General features: G+C 40.6%; 14 protein-coding genes, 1 tRNA gene and 1 pseudogene. 12 read left to right on the top strand and 4 right to left on the bottom strand.

Annotated features, from left to right (window positions below):
* Window positions 1-160 precede the first annotated feature (160 nt).
* A pseudogene (locus HMPREF2628_RS10295) lies at window positions 161-1,385 on the bottom strand (ISL3 family transposase).
* Between the two features lie 229 nt (window positions 1,386-1,614).
* Here HMPREF2628_RS10295 and HMPREF2628_RS02070 point away from each other — a divergent pair.
* From HMPREF2628_RS02070 to HMPREF2628_RS02050, 5 genes are all read left to right on the top strand, one after another.
* Window positions 1,615-2,526, top strand: a complete 912-nt coding sequence (locus HMPREF2628_RS02070; RefSeq protein ID WP_070842193.1) for a DMT family transporter — start codon at window positions 1,615-1,617, stop codon at window positions 2,524-2,526.
* Between the two features lie 85 nt (window positions 2,527-2,611).
* The gene (dapD, locus tag HMPREF2628_RS02065) at window positions 2,612-3,310 is read left to right on the top strand and encodes a 2,3,4,5-tetrahydropyridine-2,6-dicarboxylate N-acetyltransferase (protein ID WP_049515894.1); all 699 of its coding nucleotides are present in this window, start codon (window positions 2,612-2,614) and stop codon (window positions 3,308-3,310) included.
* Between the two features lie 67 nt (window positions 3,311-3,377).
* The gene (locus tag HMPREF2628_RS02060) at window positions 3,378-4,508 is read left to right on the top strand and encodes an N-acetyldiaminopimelate deacetylase (RefSeq protein WP_070842192.1); all 1,131 of its coding nucleotides are present in this window, start codon (window positions 3,378-3,380) and stop codon (window positions 4,506-4,508) included.
* A gap of 11 nt (window positions 4,509-4,519) precedes the next feature.
* A complete protein-coding gene (locus tag HMPREF2628_RS02055; RefSeq protein ID WP_070842191.1) occupies window positions 4,520-5,059 on the top strand; it encodes a 5-formyltetrahydrofolate cyclo-ligase in 540 nt (179 codons plus the stop codon).
* On the top strand, window positions 5,043-5,720 hold the full coding sequence (locus HMPREF2628_RS02050; protein ID WP_070842190.1) for a rhomboid family intramembrane serine protease: 678 nt from the start codon (window positions 5,043-5,045) through the stop codon (window positions 5,718-5,720). Before HMPREF2628_RS02055 ends, HMPREF2628_RS02050 begins: the two co-directional genes overlap by 17 nt.
* Window positions 5,721-5,951: 231 nt before the next feature.
* On the opposite strand, the gene HMPREF2628_RS02045 is transcribed toward HMPREF2628_RS02050, so the two are convergent.
* The 3 genes from HMPREF2628_RS02045 to HMPREF2628_RS02035 form a co-directional block, all read right to left on the bottom strand.
* Window positions 5,952-6,857, bottom strand: a complete 906-nt coding sequence (locus HMPREF2628_RS02045) for a hypothetical protein (protein ID WP_070842189.1) — start codon at window positions 6,855-6,857, stop codon at window positions 5,952-5,954.
* A gap of 535 nt (window positions 6,858-7,392) precedes the next feature.
* Window positions 7,393-8,292 carry a UTP--glucose-1-phosphate uridylyltransferase GalU gene (galU, locus tag HMPREF2628_RS02040; protein ID WP_049486965.1) on the bottom strand — a complete coding sequence of 300 codons (900 nt, stop codon included), beginning with the start codon at window positions 8,290-8,292 and terminating at the stop codon, window positions 7,393-7,395.
* 21 nt (window positions 8,293-8,313) lie between these two features.
* Complete coding sequence (locus HMPREF2628_RS02035) at window positions 8,314-9,330, bottom strand: NAD(P)H-dependent glycerol-3-phosphate dehydrogenase (RefSeq protein ID WP_070842188.1); 1,017 nt, start codon at window positions 9,328-9,330, stop codon at window positions 8,314-8,316.
* A gap of 204 nt (window positions 9,331-9,534) precedes the next feature.
* On the opposite strand from HMPREF2628_RS02035, the gene patA reads away from it, so the two are divergent.
* The 7 genes from patA (at window position 9,535) to HMPREF2628_RS01995 (ending at window position 17,681) form a co-directional block, all read left to right on the top strand.
* Window positions 9,535-11,241, top strand: a complete 1,707-nt coding sequence (gene patA, locus HMPREF2628_RS02030) for a multidrug efflux ABC transporter subunit PatA (RefSeq protein WP_070842187.1) — start codon at window positions 9,535-9,537, stop codon at window positions 11,239-11,241.
* Between the two features lies 1 nt (window position 11,242).
* A complete protein-coding gene (patB, locus tag HMPREF2628_RS02025; protein WP_070842186.1) occupies window positions 11,243-13,009 on the top strand; it encodes a multidrug efflux ABC transporter subunit PatB in 1,767 nt (588 codons plus the stop codon).
* Window positions 13,010-13,253: 244 nt separating this feature from the next.
* Window positions 13,254-13,943, top strand: a complete 690-nt coding sequence (locus HMPREF2628_RS02020; RefSeq protein ID WP_070842185.1) for a gamma-glutamyl-gamma-aminobutyrate hydrolase family protein — start codon at window positions 13,254-13,256, stop codon at window positions 13,941-13,943.
* Window positions 13,944-14,113: 170 nt separating this feature from the next.
* On the top strand, window positions 14,114-15,463 hold the full coding sequence (locus HMPREF2628_RS02010; protein ID WP_070842184.1) for a glucose-6-phosphate isomerase: 1,350 nt from the start codon (window positions 14,114-14,116) through the stop codon (window positions 15,461-15,463).
* Between the two features lie 127 nt (window positions 15,464-15,590).
* Complete coding sequence (gene gltX, locus HMPREF2628_RS02005; RefSeq protein WP_070842183.1) at window positions 15,591-17,051, top strand: glutamate--tRNA ligase; 1,461 nt, start codon at window positions 15,591-15,593, stop codon at window positions 17,049-17,051.
* Window positions 17,052-17,064: 13 nt separating this feature from the next.
* Window positions 17,065-17,499 (top strand): cytidine deaminase family protein, encoded by a 435-nt coding sequence (locus HMPREF2628_RS02000; protein WP_070842182.1) that lies wholly within the window; start codon window positions 17,065-17,067, stop codon window positions 17,497-17,499.
* Between the two features lie 110 nt (window positions 17,500-17,609).
* Window positions 17,610-17,681, top strand: a tRNA-Glu gene (locus HMPREF2628_RS01995).
* Window positions 17,682-17,790: the final 109 nt, after the last annotated feature.

Raw genomic sequence — 17,790 nt, 5'->3', positions numbered from 1 at the left:
AAGGTGTCGCAGGTTCGAATCCTGTCTTCCCGATTCATTACAGAGATACGTAAGCGTATCTTTTTTTGTTTAACTAGATATTATATACATTAAGAGAGAATCAGTTTGCTTCTCTCTTTTTTAATTGGCTCTTTGTCAACTGTAGTGGGTTGATGAAAAGCTAAGCACGAGAAAGGACAAATTTAGTTCTTTCTTTTTTGATATTCAGAGCGATAAAAATCCGTTTTTTGAAGTTTCCAAAGTTCCGAAAACCAAAGGCATTGCGCTTGATAAGTTTGATGAGATTATTCGTTGCTTCCAATTTTGCGTTGGAAAAGGGGAGTTGAAGGGCGTTGACAATTTTCTTTTTGCCCTTGAGAAAGGTTTTAAAGACAGTCTGAAAAAGAGGATGAACCTGCTTTAGATTGTCCTCAATGAGTCCGAAAAATTTATCCGGTTCCTTATTCTGAAAGTTAAAAAGCAAGAGTCATAGAGATGATAGTGGTGTTTCAAGTCTTCTGAATAGCTCAAAAGCTTGTTTAGAATTTCTTTATTAGTCAAGTGCATACGAAAAGTAGGGAGATTAAAACGTTTATCACTCAATTTACGACTATCCTGCTGAATGAGCTTCTAGTATCGCTTGAGAGCCTTGTATTCATGAGATTTTCGTTCAAATTGATTCATGATTTGAACACGAACACGACTCATAGCATGGCTTAGATGTTGAACAATGTGTAAGCAATCAAGTACAATTCTTGCTTTTGGAAAAAGCTGTTTAACCAAGTCATAATAAGGACTAAACAGATCCATAGTAATAATTTTTACCTGACAGCGAACAGCTCTATGGTAGCGAAGAAAGTTATTTCGGATGACAGTTTGTGTTCTACCCTCAAGAACAGCTATGATACTGAGATTGTCAAAATCTTGCGCAATGAACCTCATCTTCATCTACCGATTGAAACAGTCACTCACCTGACTTTTTTAACATCCAAGGGCATAATTTCAGGCAAATGGCTAAAGCTACACTCAAAGTGAAAGTCATTGAGCTTGCGAATGACAGTTGAAGTTGAAATGGCTAGCTGATGTGAAATATCGGTCATAGAAGTCTTTTCAATCAGCTTTTGAGTAATCTTTTGGTTGATGATACGAGGGATTTGGTGATTCCTCTTGACGATAGAAGTCTCAGCCACTATCGTTTTTGAACAGTGATAGCACTTGAATCGACGCTTGCTAAGCAGAATTTTAGCAGGCATACCAGTCGTTTCAAGGTAAGGAATCTTAGACAGTTTTTGAAAGTCATATTTCTTCATTTGACTTCCCACAATGAGGACAAGATGGGGCATCGTATTCCAGTTTAGAGATGATTTACTTGTGGGTATTCCTATTGATAACAGCTAAATTCCCAAACTAAGTTCCACCGCTAGTAAAAGTGGAAGTTACTTTGAGTAGTTACCCTTATTGATAGCATCCATAATTTGGATATTAGGATCTTTAATATCGAGTAGTTTTGTGATAAAGTGTAGTTGTTCCTTATGATTCTTTCTAATGAGTTGTTTGGTAACTTTTCATTATAGATCTTATGGGACTTTTCTATTGCCACTTTTTTCTTTTTCATTTTCATGTTAAAATAAATATATGAATCAATATCAGAAAAAGATTGTTAAGGGGACAATCTATTCACTATTATCAGGTTTAATCTGGGGGATTTGCGGGATTTTAGGAGAGTATTTCTTTACTCATTATAAAGTATCTTCGGGCTGGATTACTTCTATGCGTTTACTGGTAGCCGGAAGTCTTGTTTTGATCCTATCAGCCTTTCAGTTACGTAGGAAGTTAGTCGATATTTGGCGAGATAAGAAAAATTACCTGCCCTTTTTAGCCTATGCTATTTTGGGGATTTTTTCTGTGCAGTTTTTCTTTTATCTATGCGTTGAGTACTCAAATGCGACAACTGCGACTATTTTACAATTCATCAGTCCAGTTTTTATCCTATTTTACAATCGAATGGTTTACAAAAAGAAGGCGTCTCTTAGTGCTATCCTATATGTTTTGATTGCCATGCTGGGTGTGTTTTTAATGGCTACTAGAGGAGATTTATCGCAGCTGTCTATGACTCCCTTGGCTTTGATAACGGGCTTGCTCAGTGCAGTTGGAGTCATGTTTAATGTTATCTTGCCACAATCTTTTGCCAAACGATATGGCTTTATACCGACAGTTGGTTGGGGGATGATTATAGCGGGATTATTTAGTAACCTACTCCATCCAGTCTATCGTATTACTTTTCAGTTAGATATTGTGAGTGTGTTGATTTGCTTAACGATAGCTGTATTCGGGACTGCATTTGCTTTCTTTATTTCGATGAAGGCGGTATCCCTTGTATCTCCTTTGGTTGTATCAGTGGTGAGTGTTAGTGAGCCCCTTTCTTCAGCTCTACTGAGCGTCCTTTTTCTTGGTCTAGTTATGGATGGATTTTTAGCTTTGTCTATGGTGTTGATTATTGTTCCTATGATTTTCTTGTCTGTAGAAGAAGCTAAGGGGAGAAATTAAAGAGGGTTATTTTAATAGTTGAGGCTTCAAATTTGAGGCCTTTTTTGGTAGAATAGGTATCATTAAAATGAACTAGGAGGCGCCTATGACTGCTACAAAAATGAACGCTCAAGAAATTATCCAATTTATCGCAAATGCTGAAAAGAAAACCAGTGTTAAAGTAACCTTTGAGGGACAACTCGCAACTGCTGTACCTGGATCTGTTGTTAAACTAGGGAATGTCCTATTTGGAGACTGGAAGGACGTGGCTCCGCTTCTCGATGGTTTGGTAGAAAATCAAGACTATGTTGTTGAGCAAGATGCTCGCAATTCAGCAGTTCCCTTGCTAGATAAACGTGCTATCAATGCTCGTATCGAGCCAGGTGCTATTATCCGTGATCAGGTTGAAATTGGTGACAATGCTGTTATCATGATGGGAGCTGTTATCAATATCGGTGCTGAAATCGGTGCAGGAACCATGATTGACATGGGGGCTATCCTTGGTGGCCGTGCTATCGTTGGGAAAAACAGTCACGTTGGTGCAGGTGCCGTTCTTGCAGGTGTGATTGAGCCAGCTAGCGCAGAACCAGTCCGTGTTGGAGATAATGTTCTTATCGGCGCTAATGCAGTGGTTATCGAAGGAGTCCAAATCGGTAGTGGTTCAGTTGTCGCAGCAGGAGCTATTGTTACCCAAGATGTCCCAGAAAACGTTGTGGTAGCAGGTGTTCCAGCTCGTATTATCAAAGAGATTGATGCCCAAACCCAACAAAAAACAGCGCTAGAGGATGCGCTTCGTACCTTATAATTGTAAAAGTAATAAAGAGGCGGAACCCTTCTTCCAGCCTCTTTCTGCTATATCGGAGGATAGATAGATGTTAGATTTGATTCAGACTAGACGAGATTTGCACCAGATTCCAGAGATTGGCTTGGAGGAGTTTAAGACTCATGCTTATTTGCTGGATGTGATTGAGAAATTGACTGCGGGCAAGGAGTTTGTTCAAGTTCGTACTTGGCGGACAGGGATTTTGGTTTATTTGCAGGGAAGTCAACCAGAGCGAACCATTGGTTGGAGAACAGATATTGATGGCCTGCCTATCGTCGAACAAACAGACCTTCCTTTCGCTTCTCAGCACCAAGGTCGTATGCACGCTTGTGGCCATGATTTCCACATGACTATTGCTTTGGGCTGTCTTGAGCGTGCACTGGAGGAGCAACCAAAGAACAATCTGCTTTTCCTATTTCAACCTGCTGAAGAGAATGAAGCAGGTGGGATGCTCATGTATGAGGATGGTGCTTTTGGAGACTGGTTGCCAGACCAATTTTATGGTCTCCATGTCCGTCCAGATTTGAAGGTTGGTCAGATCGCGACCAATACCCATACACTCTTTGCAGGGACCTGTGAGGTGAAGATTCGTTTCAAAGGAAAAGGAGGACATGCAGCCTTTCCACATGAAGCCAATGACGCCTTGGTAGCGGCTAGTTACTTTGTAACCCAAGTGCAGTCAGTGGTCAGCCGAAATGTCAACCCAATCGAGGGAGCGGTGGTGACCTTTGGAGTTTTCCAAGCTGGAACAACCAACAATGTCATCACAGACACAGCCTTTTTACATGGAACTATTCGGGCCTTGACTCAAGATATGAGTCTCTTGGTTCAAAAGAGGGTCAAAACAGTTGCAGAAGGAGTTGCAGCAGCCTTTGGTATGGAAGTCGAAGTGGAACTCAAACAAGGTGGTTACCTGCCTGTTGAGAACAATCCCGCCTTGGCGCGTGAACTGATGGACTTCTTTGAGGAAAAAGAAGGAATAGAGTTGATTGATATCGAACCTGCTATGACAGGTGAAGACTTTGGTTATCTCCTTTCAAAAGTTGATGGCGTTATGTTTTGGCTAGGTATCGATAGTCCCTACGCCCTTCATCACCCTCAGATGAGTCCTAAGGAAGAAGCCTTAGCCATTGGTGTGGATGCGGTCTCTAGTTTCCTGAAAAAGAAAGCAGCAGAGTAGAGGGCTTGTCTATGAAATCGGAATTACGTAAGCAAGTCTTGCAAGAAATGAAGTCTTTATCTCAAGAACAAAAACTGTTTATAGACCAAGCTTTAACTGAGCGACTTTTACAACACCCCTTTTACCAAGAAGCTAAGGTCATCGCAACCTACCTCTCTTTTCCTCATGAGTTTCAAACGCAGGGATTGATTGAGAAGGCGCTTAAGGACGGCAAGAAGGTTCTGATACCCAAAACGTATCCCAAAGGACGCATGGACTTTGTAGTCTATGATCCACAGCAGTTGGTAAAAACTTCCTTTGGCTTACTGGAACCACAGGGAGATTTGGAAGTAGTAGATGCCTATCAGATTGATTTGATTCATGTTCCTGGGCTGGCTTTTACGACGGAAGGATATCGTATTGGATACGGTGGAGGCTATTATGACCGCTATCTGGAACATTTTTCTGGTCATACTTTGAGTACGATATATCCTTGTCAAATTCAGGACTTTATCTCTGAAAACCATGATATTCCTGTTCAGGAGGTATTAATTGATGAAGGAAATCTTTGATAGACGTTACCCTGTGACGAGTTTCTTCTTCTTAGTGACAGCCTTGGTATTTTTACTAATGTTGGTCACTGCAGGCGGAAACTTTGACAGGGCAGATACATTATTTCGATTTGGAGCCATGTATGGGCCTGCTATTCGCCTCTTTCCTGATCAGGTTTGGCGTCTCTTCTCTGCCATTTTTGTTCATATTGGTTGGGAGCATTTCATTGTTAATATGCTTTCCCTTTATTATCTTGGTAGGCAAGTAGAGGAAATTTTCGGATCCAAGAAGTTTTTCTTTCTCTATCTTTTATCAGGAATGATGGGCAATCTCTTTGTTTTTGTATTTAGTCCAAAATCCTTAGCAGCAGGAGCTTCTACTTCTCTCTATGGGCTATTTGCTGCGATTATCATTCTTCGCTATGCAACGCGTAATCCTTATATCCAGCAGTTGGGCCAATCCTATCTGACACTTTTTGTGGTTAACATTATTGGAAGTGTTCTGATTCCAGGAATCAGCCTAGCAGGCCATATCGGTGGTGCAGTTGGTGGAGCATTTCTAGCAGTTATCTTTCCAGTTAGAGGCGAAAGACGGATGTATAGTACCAGCCAGAGATTAGGAGCGGTAGTGTTGTTTGTAGGACTTGCAGTCTTGCTTCTCTACAAGGGAATGGGGTTGTGAGAGCTTATAATAATAGTTGTGTAATGAAAAAAGATAAGGCATTTTTGAACCTTATCTTTTTTGTTTTATACTCAATGAAAATCAAAGAGCAAGCTAGGAAGCTAACGTGGTTTGAAGAGATTTTCGAAGAGTATAATATGTAAACTTGAATAAGAAAAAAGCTACTTAAAAAATGAGTAGCTTTTAATGTGTTTTGGAACCATTCGAAACAACACAGCTCTAAAATAGTTATTAACGTCGTCTAAATTCAGTAATTCCTCCACCATAGTTTCCAAGGTGGTTCCCATTAGTGTCACGAACATCTCCATTGCTATGATTTGCCTGGAAATTGCTATGATTACCTCCTGCGTCAATGCTCCAATATTGTGTATAGCCGTCATTACTTCCTCCGCCGTTATTGCTGTTGCCGGATGAATATTGTTCGGCAGCTGGGGCTTCATAATTACTTCCGCCACCATTTGATCCAGAATCAGAAGATGAGTTAGAACTTGAACTGCTTGAACTACTTGATCCACCAGAAGATTCTTGTGTTTTAGCTTCTGATTGTTTCTTCTCTTCTTCTTTAGCTTTTTCAGCTGCTTTTTGTTCTTCTTCTTTCTTCAAAGCTTCGATTTGCTTATTGAATTTATCTACAATATCAGTAAGAGATTTTGTAGTTTCTTCAAGATTATCTTGTTTGAATGTTTCATCAACTTTCTTGATAAAATCAATTTGTTTATTGATTTCTTTTACATTATTTTCTAAGGTTGTTTTATCTTTAAATTTGTCATCTGAATCTTTGATGTCATAAGCCAAACCTTTTTGCAAATGAAAATCTACAATGGCTTTAGATGATTCTTTGACTTTGTTATTAAGATAGTCTTTACCTGTATCGGTTTTAAGTGAAGTTTCAGATAATTCTTTCAACTTAGAAATAGATTCATCTGAAGATGCATCAAATGATTCAAATAGTTTATCAACTTGTTCTTTGTCTGATTTGCTATCTTTTTCTAATTGTACAATTTTTGCTTGTTGCTCTGCTTGATGTTGGTAATATGAATACCATCCAAACCCTAATACCAATACAACACCAACTGCAACTGATGAAATGATTACTTTTTTATTGTTTTTGATAAATTCTACAAATTTGTTTTCCATAATCTTTTACTTTGATAGTGTCCGCAATTACTTTAAAATTAAAATTACACCTATCTTTCTCCCTTATTATATTCTTATTAATAGCTTCCACAAAATTAAACAACTTATGTTCGACTCGGTTGATTTAATTTAACCATGACTACTCCAATAGTTAAGTCAAATTTAAAATTATTTATTATTTTGGAACCATTCGAAACAACACAGCTCTAAAACATCATTTTTCTTGATTATACCATATTTAGAGTTTTGGAACTATTCGAAACAACACAGCAAGTTAAAATAAGGCTTTGTCCGTACACAACTTGAAAAAGTGCGCACCGATTCGGTGCTTTTTATTTTATTATACAAACTTATTGTGGCCGCATTTTTGTTAAAAAACAAATAATATCGTTGTACTTTCATAAAATATAAGTAGAGTAAGTAAGAAATACAGATTTCTTTTTAGATTATGGATGTTCTAAAGAATAGCAATATAAAATAAAAAGAACTGGGATAATTAACTATCCTAGTTCTTATTTTTACATGGAATATTCTTCTATTCCCCCTCAGCCAATTCTTTTCCAAGTTGGATGAGGTAATCTTTCAAGTCATCTTTGACTTGTGGGTGCTTGAGGGCATAGTCAATAGATGTTTTCATAAAGCCAAACTTATCCCCAACGTCGTAACGAGCTCCTGTAAATTCACGGGCGAAAACACGTTGTGTTTTATTAAGTGTATCAATAGCGTCGGTAAGCTGGATTTCATTTCCAGCACCGGGAGCTTGATTTTCGAGGATCTCAAAAATTTCTGGTGTGAGCAGATAGCGCCCGATAATTGCTAAATCACTTGGAGCATCCTCTGGAGCTGGTTTTTCAACGAAAGTTTCGACACTGTAGAGACCATTAATCCCTTCACCCTGAGGAGCGATAACTCCATATGCTGAAACTTCTTCATGAGGGACAGGCATAACAGCAATTGTTGATGCGTGAGTCGACTCGTAATCATTCATCAATTGTTTTGTCAAAGGTACAGCGTTGTCATCTGTGATATCCATTAGGTCGTCACCAAGCATGACAACGAAGGGTTCATTCGCCACAAAAGCTTTTGCTTGTAAGACAGCATCGCCAAGACCACGAGGATGGCTTTGACGGATAAAGTGAAGGCGAATGCCAGTTGTTTCGTCTACCAATTTTAACAAGTCATGTTTGCCTTTTTCTTTGAGGTTGTACTCAAGCTCAAAGTTTGAGTCAAAGTGGTCTTCAATAGAACGTTTTGATTTACCAGTGACAACCAGAATATCTTCAATACCTGATTTAAGAGCTTCTTCTACGATAAATTGGATAGTTGGTTTGTCTACAATTGGCAACATTTCTTTAGCAAGTGCTTTGGTTGCTGGTAAAAATCGAGTCCCAAGTCCAGCGGCAGGGATGACTGCCTTTCTAACTTTTGATGTCATAAGAATCCTTTCTCTAGAGGGTTAAGACCACTCATTTTCTGCTTTAAATTCATTGTTCATGATGTCATAAATGGCATCTTTGATATTGGTTCCGTGGTAGATAACTTGGTAAATAGCCTGTGTAATGGGCATATAGACTCCAAGTTCTTGCGCTAGTTCATAGGCTGCTCGAGTCGTTGAGATTCCTTCGATTACCATGCCCATATTGGCTTCGATATCAGCTAGAGATTCTCCACGACCAAGAGCATCTCCAGCTCTCCAGTTACGAGAGTGGATGGATGTTCCCGTTACAATCAAATCTCCCACACCAGATAAGCCGCTATAGGTCAATGGACTGGCCCCGAGTGCTACCCCTAGGCGGGTAATTTCTGCCAAACCTCGAGCGATGATGGCTGCCTTAGCATTGTCACCAAATCCCAAACCATGTAAAGCTCCAGCACCAACAGCAATAATATTTTTAAGAGCACCAGCAGTTTCAACTCCGATAACATCCGTATTAGTATAAAGTCGGAAGTAGTGATTACTAAAGAGCTCTTGAGCGTATTGAGCTGTTTGTAAGTCTTTAGAAGCAGCAGTGATTAAAGTCAGGTCACGCACAATGGTCTCTTCTGCATGACTAGGTCCTGAAACAACGACAATATCACTGCGGAGATGTTCAGGAATTTCTTCTTCAAGGATGGTTGATAATCGTTTATGACTATCAGGTTCTAATCCCTTTGATGCGTGCATGATAATAGCCTTATGGTCCAAGGTTTTTGCAACTTGTTGGGCAACAAGTCGTGTCACTTTTGTTGGGACAACAAACAAAATCGCATCCACATCTTTCAATGCCTCTGCTAAGTCGGTGTAGGCAATGATTTTTTCATCTAGAACGACATCTTTAAAGTAGTGTTTGTTAGTATGATAGGTATTAATTTCATTGATTTGATCGGGAATGTTTCCCCAAATACGTACCTCGTGTTCATTGTCATTTAAGACTTGTGAAAGGGCAGTTCCCCAAGAACCAGGCCCCAAGACGGCGATGGTTTGTTTTTCCATATTCCCCTCCTTTATAACCTTCTTTTTACTATTTTACCATAAAAACCTTTATCATGCATTACTGTAGATGAAAGCGCACTAATTTGTATCAAGGAGACTTCTTTGACAAGTTTCCACTTTTTTGCTAGAATAACATCACACAAACAGAATGAGAAGGAGCTGACGCATTGTCGCTCCCTTTTGTCTATTTTTTAAGGAGAAAATATGCTGATTCAGAAAATCAAAACCTATAAGTGGCAGGCACTGGCCTCGCTTCTGATGACAGGCTTGATGGTTGCTAGTTCACTTCTGCAACCGCGTTATCTGCAGGAAGTGTTAGACGCCCTCCTTGCTGGGAAATATGAAGCCATTTATAGTATCGGGGCTTGGTTAATTGGTGTGGCCTTGGTCGGTCTGGTTGCTGGTGGGCTCAATGTTGTCCTTGCAGCCTATATTGCCCAAGGAGTTTCATCCGATCTTCGAGAGGATGCCTTCCGTAAAATTCAAACCTTTTCTTATGCCAATATTGAACAGTTTAATGCGGGAAATCTAGTCGTTCGTATGACAAACGATATCAACCAGATTCAGAACGTCGTCATGATGACCTTCCAAATTCTGTTCAGACTTCCCCTCTTGTTCATCGGTTCGTTTATCCTTGCGGTTCAAACTTTGCCCTCTCTGTGGTGGGTGATTGTTCTCATGGTGGTCTTGATTTTTGGTTTGACTGCTGTCATGATGGGTATGATGGGGCCTCGTTTTGCCAAGTTTCAAACCCTTCTTGAACGCATCAATGCCATTGCCAAGGAAAATCTGCGTGGCGTTCGTGTGGTCAAGTCCTTTGTCCAAGAAAAAGAGCAGTTTGCTAAGTTTACAGAGGTTTCAGACGAGCTTCTAAGCCAAAACCTATACATCGGTTATGCCTTTTCAGTAGTGGAACCTTTCATGATGTTGGTCGGTTACGGGGCGGTCTTCCTCTCTATTTGGCTAGTTGCTGGGATGGTTCAGTCGGAACCGTCAGTTGTTGGTTCCATTGCTTCCTTTGTCAATTACCTGAGCCAGATTATCTTTACCATTGTCATGGTTGGATTTTTGGGAAATTCTGTCAGCCGTGCCATGATTTCCATGCGTCGTATTCGAGAAATTCTGGATGCAGAGCCAGCTATGACTTTCAAGGATGTCCCAGATGAAGAGTTGGTCGGAAGTCTTAGCTTTGAAAATGTGACCTTTACCTATCCAATGGATAAGGAACCGATGCTGAAAGATGTGAGCTTTACTATTGAACCTGGTCAGATGGTTGGTGTAGTTGGAGCCACTGGTGCAGGAAAATCAACCTTGGCTCAATTGATTCCACGTCTCTTTGACCCGCAGGAAGGGGCTATCAAAATCGGAGGCAAGGATATTCGAGAAGTGAGTGAAGGGACCCTGCGTAAAGCTGTCTCTATCGTTCTCCAACGTGCCATTCTCTTCAGTGGGACGATTGCTGATAACTTGAGACAGGGCAAAGGAGATGCCACTCTATTTGAAATGGAGCGAGCAGCCAATATTGCTCAAGCCAGTGAATTCATTCATCGTATGGAAAAAACCTTTGAAAGTCCAGTTGAGGAACGGGGAACCAATTTCTCTGGTGGACAAAAGCAAAGGATGTCGATTGCGCGTGGGATTGTCAGTAATCCACGTATTCTGATTTTTGACGATTCGACCTCGGCCTTGGATGCTAAGTCAGAGCGCCTAGTGCAAGAAGCCTTGAATAAGGAATTAAAGGGAACGACAACCATTATCATCGCGCAAAAGATTAGCTCGGTTGTTCATGCGGATAAAATCTTGGTTCTAGATCAAGGACGATTGATTGGTCAAGGCACGCATGCAGACTTGGTTGCCAACAATGCCGTTTACCGTGAAATCTATGAAACACAGAAAGGAAAGGAGGAGTAAAATGAAGACAGTTCAATTTTTTTGGAATTATTTTAAAGTCTATAAGCTATCATTTGTAGTTGTCATCCTGATGATTGTTTTAGCAACTCTTGCCCAAGCCCTCTTTCCGGTCTTTTCTGGACAAGCAGTGACGCAGCTAGCTAATTTAGTTCAAGCTTATCAAGATGGCAATCCAGAACTTGTTTGGCAAAGTCTATCAGGAATCATGGTCAATCTTGGCCTGCTGGTTTTGGTTCTCTTTATCTCCAGTGTCATATACATGTGTCTTATGACGCGCGTGATTGCAGAGTCGACAAACGAGATGCGCAAAGGTCTCTTTGGTAAGCTTGCTCGGTTAGCGGTTTCTTTCTTTGACCGCCGACAAGATGGCGATATCTTGTCTCGTTTTACCAGTGATTTGGATAATATCCTTCAAGCCTCTAACGAAAGTTTGATTCAGGTCATGAGCAATATTGTTTTATATATCGGTCTGATTCTTGTCATGTTTTCGAGAAATGTGACGCTGGCCCTCATCACCATAGCAAGCACACCACTGGCCTTCCTCATGCTGATTTTCATCGTAAAAATGGCACGCAAATACACCAACCTCCAGCAGAAAGAGGTAGGGAAGCTCAACGCCTATATGGATGAGAGTATCTCAGGCCAAAAAGCCGTGATTGTGCAAGGAATTCAAGAGGATATGATGGCAGGATTTCTTGAACAAAATGAGCGCGTACGCAGGGCAACCTTTAAAGGAAGAATGTTCTCAGGAATTCTTTTCCCTGTTATGAATGGGATGAGCTTGGTTAACACAGCCATCGTCATCTTTGCTGGTTCAGCTGTACTTTTGAATGATAAGTCTATTGAAACTAGTACAGCCCTAGGTCTGATTGTTATGTTTGCCCAATTTTCACAGCAGTACTACCAGCCTATTATCCAAGTTGCAGCTAGTTGGGGAAGCCTTCAGTTAGCCTTTACTGGGGCTGAACGGATTCAGGAAATGTTTGACGCAGAGGAAGAAATCCGATCTGAGAAGGCGCCGATCTTTACTCAGTTGCAAGAAGGTGTTGAAATTAGTCATATTGATTTTTCATACTTGCCTGATAAACCTATTTTGAAAGATGTCAGCATTTCCGCTCCGAAAGGCCAGATGACAGCGGTTGTTGGGCCGACAGGGTCAGGGAAAACGACTATTATGAACCTCATCAATCGCTTTTATGATGTTGATGCTGGTGGAATCTATTTTGATGGCAAAGACATTCGTGACTATGACTTGGATAGTCTCAGAAGTAAGGTGGGGATTGTCTTGCAAGATTCGGTCTTATTTAGCGGAACGATTCGAGACAATATCCGTTTCGGTGTGCCAGATGCTAGTCAAGAAATGGTTGAGGCAGCAGCCAAGGCAACCCATATTCACGACTACATCGAAAGCTTGCCTGATAAGTACGATACTCTTATAGATGATGACCAGAGCATCTTCTCAACAGGACAAAAGCAATTGATTTCTATCGCTCGAACCCTGATGACAGATCCAGAAGTTCTCATTCTCGATGAAGCAACTTCAAACGTAGATACGGTGACAGAAAGCAAGATTCAGCATGCCATGGAGGCAGTTGTAGCAGGTAGAACCAGTTTTGTCATTGCCCATCGCTTGAAAACCATTCTCAATGCTGATCAGATTATTGTCCTCAAAGATGGAGAAGTCATTGAATGTGGTAACCACCATGAACTTTTGAAACTAGGTGGCTTCTATTCAGAACTCTATCACAATCAATTTGTTTTTGAATAAGAAAGAAGTTGTCCTATGTGGGCAGCTTTTTCTTGTCCATAAAAAATATTTATCACAGCCTTAAAAAAAACATATTAGACGAAAATCATTTTGAGTGATATGATAGGACTATCGTTATACTCAATGAAAATCAAAGAGCAAACTAGGAAGCTAGCCGCAGGCTGTACTTGAGTACGGTAAGGTGACGTTGACGTGGTTTGAATTTGATTTTCGAAGAGTATTAACATTCGAAAGGACAGACATCATGACTAGAACGGTTGTAGGAGTTGCTGCAAATCTATGTCCCGTAGACGCGGAAGGAAAAAACATTCATTCATCTGTATCTTGTAGATTCGCAGAGAGCATTCGTCAAGTCGGTGGTCTCCCTTTAGTCATTCCTGTTGGTGATGAGTCAGTTGTACGCGATTATGTAGAAATGATTGACAAACTTATCTTGACAGGCGGTCAAAATGTCCACCCTCAGTTTTATGGAGAGAAAAAAACCATCGAGAGCGATGATTACAATCTAGTCCGTGATGAGTTTGAACTGGCACTCTTGAAGGAAGCGCTTCGTCAGAATAAACCAATTATGGCAATCTGTCGCGGTGTTCAACTTGTCAATGTTGCCTTTGGTGGAACCCTCAATCAAGAAATCGAAGGTCACTGGCAAGGCCTACCTTTCGGAACATCTCACTCTATTGAGACAGTAGAAGGAAGCGTGGTGGCTAAGCTATTTGGAAAAGGAAGTCAAGTCAACTCCGTTCATCGTCAGAGTATTAAAGATTTGGCACCTAATTTCCGTGTAACTGCTATTGATCCAAGAGACCAAACCATCGAAGCGATTGAGTCTATCGATGAGCACCGTATTATCGGGTTGCAGTGGCATCCAGAGTTTCTGGTTAATGAAGAAGATGGCAATTTAGAATTATTTGAGTATTTATTGAATGAACTGTAACGACTGGAAGATCTAGTCGTTCTTTCTTTTATTTTTTCAAAATTCTTGGAATGTGGGATTTTTACGCAAACGTTTGAATTCTGATAAAAATTGGAGAAATTCGACAAAAAAACTTGAAAAAAACGAAGGTAAGCGTTATGATAGAAAAGAAGAAATATTGGAGGAATAACATGTCACATATTAAATTTGATTATTCAAAAGTTTTAGACAAATTTGTTGCACCACATGAAGTGGAATACATGCAATCACAAGTAACAGCAGCAGATGAATTGATCCGTAAAGGAACTGGTGCTGGTAGCGACTTCTTGGGATGGTTGGACCTTCCTGAAAACTACGACCGCGAAGAATTTGACCGCATCTTGAAAGCTGCTGAGCAAATCAAAGCAGACAGCGATGTTTTGGTTGTGATCGGTATCGGTGGATCTTACCTTGGTGCTAAAGCAGCAATCGACTTCTTGAACCACCACTTTGCAAACTTGCAAACAAAAGAAGAGCGCAAGGCTCCACAAATCCTTTACGCAGGAAACTCAATCTCATCTACTTACCTTGCTGACTTGGTAGAGTATGTTGCAGACAAAGATTTCTCAGTAAACGTGATTTCTAAATCAGGTACAACAACTGAACCAGCTATCGCTTTCCGTGTTTTCAAAGAACTCTTGGTTAAGAAATACGGTCAAGAAGAAGCTAACAAACGTATCTATGCAACAACTGACCGCCAAAAAGGTGCTGTTAAGGTTGAAGCAGACGCTAACGGTTGGGAAACATTTGTTGTTCCAGATGACATCGGTGGACGCTTCTCAGTATTGACAGCCGTTGGTTTGCTTCCAATCGCAGCATCAGGAGCTGACATCAAAGCTCTTATGGAAGGTGCGAATGCAGCTCGCAAAGACTACACTTCAGATAAAATCTCTGAAAACGAAGCTTACCAATACGCAGCAGTTCGTAACATCCTTTACCGTAAAGGCTATGCAACTGAAATCTTGGTAAACTATGAGCCATCGCTTCAGTACTTCTCAGAATGGTGGAAACAATTGGCTGGTGAATCAGAAGGAAAAGACCAAAAAGGTATCTACCCAACTTCAGCCAACTTCTCAACTGACTTGCACTCACTTGGTCAATTTATTCAAGAAGGAACTCGTATCATGTTTGAAACAGTTGTCCGTGTTGACAAACCTCGTAAAAACGTGATTATCCCTAGCTTGGAAGAAGACCTTGATGGACTTGGTTACCTTCAAGGAAAAGACGTTGACTTTGTAAACAAAAAAGCGACTGATGGTGTTCTTCTTGCCCACACAGATGGTGATGTACCAAACATGTACGTGACTCTTCCAGAGCAAGACGCTTTCACTCTTGGTTACACAATCTACTTCTTCGAATTGGCTATCGCTCTTTCAGGTTACTTGAATGCTATCAACCCATTTGACCAACCAGGTGTTGAAGCTTACAAACGTAACATGTTTGCCCTTCTTGGAAAACCAGGATTTGAAGAATTGAGCAAAGAACTTAACGCACGTCTATAATAGAAGAAAAGAGTGGTTTGTCCACTCTTTTTACTCTCTTTATCCATAGAAATTGGACTCAGCCAAGACTTGTGATATAATATAGAGAGCAAAAAGGCAGATGCCTAGAGACTTTATAGGAGAAACTATGTCAAAAGATATCCGCGTACGTTACGCACCAAGTCCAACAGGACTACTACACATCGGGAATGCCCGTACAGCATTGTTCAACTACTTGTATGCACGTCATCATGGTGGAACTTTTATCATTCGTATCGAAGATACTGACCGTAAACGTCATGTCGAGGATGGTGAACGTTCACAGCTTGAAAACCTTCGCTGGTTAGGTATGGATTGGGATGAAAGCCCAGAAACACATGAAAATTATCGCCAGTCTGAGCGTTTGGACTTGTATCAAAAATTCATCGACCAGCTGTTAGCTGAAGGAAAAGCCTACAAATCTTACGTTACAGAAGAAGAGTTGGCAGCTGAACGCGAACGCCAAGAAGCTGCTGGTGAAACACCTCGATATATCAACGAATACCTTGGTATGAGTGAAGAAGAAAAAGCAGCTTACATCGCAGAACGTGAAGCAGCAGGGATCATTCCAACTGTTCGTTTGGCTGTCAATGAGTCAGGTATCTACAAGTGGCATGATATGGTCAAAGGAGATATCGAATTTGAAGGTGGCAATATCGGCGGTGACTGGGTTATCCAAAAGAAAGACGGTTACCCAACTTACAACTTTGCCGTTGTTATCGATGACCACGATATGCAAATTTCTCACGTAATCCGTGGAGATGACCATATTGCTAATACACCAAAACAGCTTATGGTCTATGAAGCCCTTGGTTGGGAAGCTCCAGAGTTTGGTCACATGACCTTGATTATCAACTCTGAGACGGGTAAGAAGTTATCTAAACGTGATACTAATACACTTCAATTTATCGAAGATTACCGTAAGAAAGGTTACCTTCCAGAAGCGGTCTTTAACTTTATTGCTCTTCTTGGTTGGAACCCAGGTGGCGAAGATGAAATCTTCTCTCGTGAAGAACTCATTAAACTTTTCGATGAAAACCGCCTCAGCAAGTCACCAGCAGCCTTTGATCAGAAGAAACTCGATTGGATGAGTAATGACTATATCAAGAATGCAGATCTAGAAACTATCTTTGAAATGGCAAAACCATTCTTAGAGGAAGCAGGCCGTTTAACTGACAAGGCTGAAAAATTAGTTGAGCTCTATAAGCCACAAATGAAATCAGTAGATGAGATTATCCCATTGACAGATCTCTTCTTCTCAGATTTCCCAGAATTGACAGAATCAGAACGCGAAGTCATGGCGGGGGAAACAGTCCCAACAGTTCTTGAAGCCTTCAAAGCAAAACTTGAAGCGATGACAGATGATGAATTTGTAACAGAAAATATCTTCCCACAAATCAAAGCAGTCCAAAAAGAAACAGGTATCAAAGGGAAAAATCTCTTCATGCCAATTCGTATTGCTGTTTCAGGTGAAATGCATGGGCCAGAATTGCCAGATACGATCTTCTTGTTAGGTCGTGAAAAATCAATCCAGCATATCGAAAATATGTTAAAGGAAATCTCTAAATAAGAAGGGTACAATAATGGACATCTGGGAAAAGATGTACGAAGAAGCACAGAAACTATACAATCCACATGAAGTATCTGATTTTGTTTATGCTAATCATGTCGTTGCCGCAGTAGAAGCGGAAGATGGACAAATATTTACAGGTTTCTGTATGGAGGGAACCTGTGGTGTATTCCATCTCTGCGCAGAGCGTGCGGCACTCTTTAATATGTATCAATTCTCAGGACAAACTAAGGTTAAAAAAGTATTAGCTTTTCGAGATAAACCACCTTATGGTGGAAGTTCAGCCATGCCTTGCGGTGCCTGTAGAGAATTCCTTTTAGAGCTTAATGCTGAAAATAAAGATGCAGAATTTATGATGGACTACGATACAAGAAAGACGGTGAAAGTCGCAGAACTAATCCCCTATTGGTGGGGAGAAGAACGTGCTTCTAAGTTAAATAATCAATAGAAGAGTCAGTATAATTCTGGCTCTTTTTACTTAATTTGAAAAAAGTTTAAAAAGTAGTTGACAAGTCAGAAAAAGTCTGTATAATAGTAAGAGTTGAAAATAACAACTCAGGTCCGTTGGTCAAGGGGTTAAGACACCGCCTTTTCACGGCGGTAACACGGGTTCGAATCCCGTACGGACTATGGTGTATTGTGGTTGAAGCACTTGATGAAAAAAGTTAAAAAAGTTTCAAAAAAAGTGTTGACAAGCGAAAGTGACTGTGATATACTAATATAGTTGTCACTTGAGAGA

Origin of the sequence: Streptococcus sp. HMSC063B03, assembly GCF_001836965.1 — a bacterium.
In the GTDB taxonomy this organism is placed as follows: Bacteria; Bacillota; Bacilli; order Lactobacillales; family Streptococcaceae; genus Streptococcus; species Streptococcus pneumoniae_F.
Note: the sequence above shows the minus strand (reverse complement) of the source record. Positions and strands in the feature narration are given on the sequence as shown.

Excerpts from the sequence above, each read along its gene's own strand:
- HMPREF2628_RS02020 (WP_070842185.1), top strand. The coding sequence starts at position 13,254 with ATGACTAGAACGGTTGTAGGAGTTGCTGCAAATCTATGTCCCGTAGAC.
- HMPREF2628_RS02000 (WP_070842182.1), top strand. The coding sequence starts at position 17,065 with ATGGACATCTGGGAAAAGATGTACGAAGAAGCACAGAAACTATACAAT.
- patA (WP_070842187.1), top strand. The coding sequence starts at position 9,535 with ATGCTGATTCAGAAAATCAAAACCTATAAGTGGCAGGCACTGGCCTCG.
- HMPREF2628_RS02045 (WP_070842189.1), bottom strand. The coding sequence starts at position 6,857 with ATGGAAAACAAATTTGTAGAATTTATCAAAAACAATAAAAAAGTAATC.
- patB (WP_070842186.1), top strand. The coding sequence starts at position 11,243 with ATGAAGACAGTTCAATTTTTTTGGAATTATTTTAAAGTCTATAAGCTA.
- HMPREF2628_RS02050 (WP_070842190.1), top strand. The coding sequence starts at position 5,043 with ATGAAGGAAATCTTTGATAGACGTTACCCTGTGACGAGTTTCTTCTTC.
- HMPREF2628_RS02010 (WP_070842184.1), top strand. The coding sequence starts at position 14,114 with ATGTCACATATTAAATTTGATTATTCAAAAGTTTTAGACAAATTTGTT.
- HMPREF2628_RS02060 (WP_070842192.1), top strand. The coding sequence starts at position 3,378 with ATGTTAGATTTGATTCAGACTAGACGAGATTTGCACCAGATTCCAGAG.
- HMPREF2628_RS02035 (WP_070842188.1), bottom strand. The coding sequence starts at position 9,330 with ATGGAAAAACAAACCATCGCCGTCTTGGGGCCTGGTTCTTGGGGAACT.
- HMPREF2628_RS02055 (WP_070842191.1), top strand. The coding sequence starts at position 4,520 with ATGAAATCGGAATTACGTAAGCAAGTCTTGCAAGAAATGAAGTCTTTA.
- HMPREF2628_RS02070 (WP_070842193.1), top strand. The coding sequence starts at position 1,615 with ATGAATCAATATCAGAAAAAGATTGTTAAGGGGACAATCTATTCACTA.
- galU (WP_049486965.1), bottom strand. The coding sequence starts at position 8,292 with ATGACATCAAAAGTTAGAAAGGCAGTCATCCCTGCCGCTGGACTTGGG.
- dapD (WP_049515894.1), top strand. The coding sequence starts at position 2,612 with ATGACTGCTACAAAAATGAACGCTCAAGAAATTATCCAATTTATCGCA.
- gltX (WP_070842183.1), top strand. The coding sequence starts at position 15,591 with ATGTCAAAAGATATCCGCGTACGTTACGCACCAAGTCCAACAGGACTA.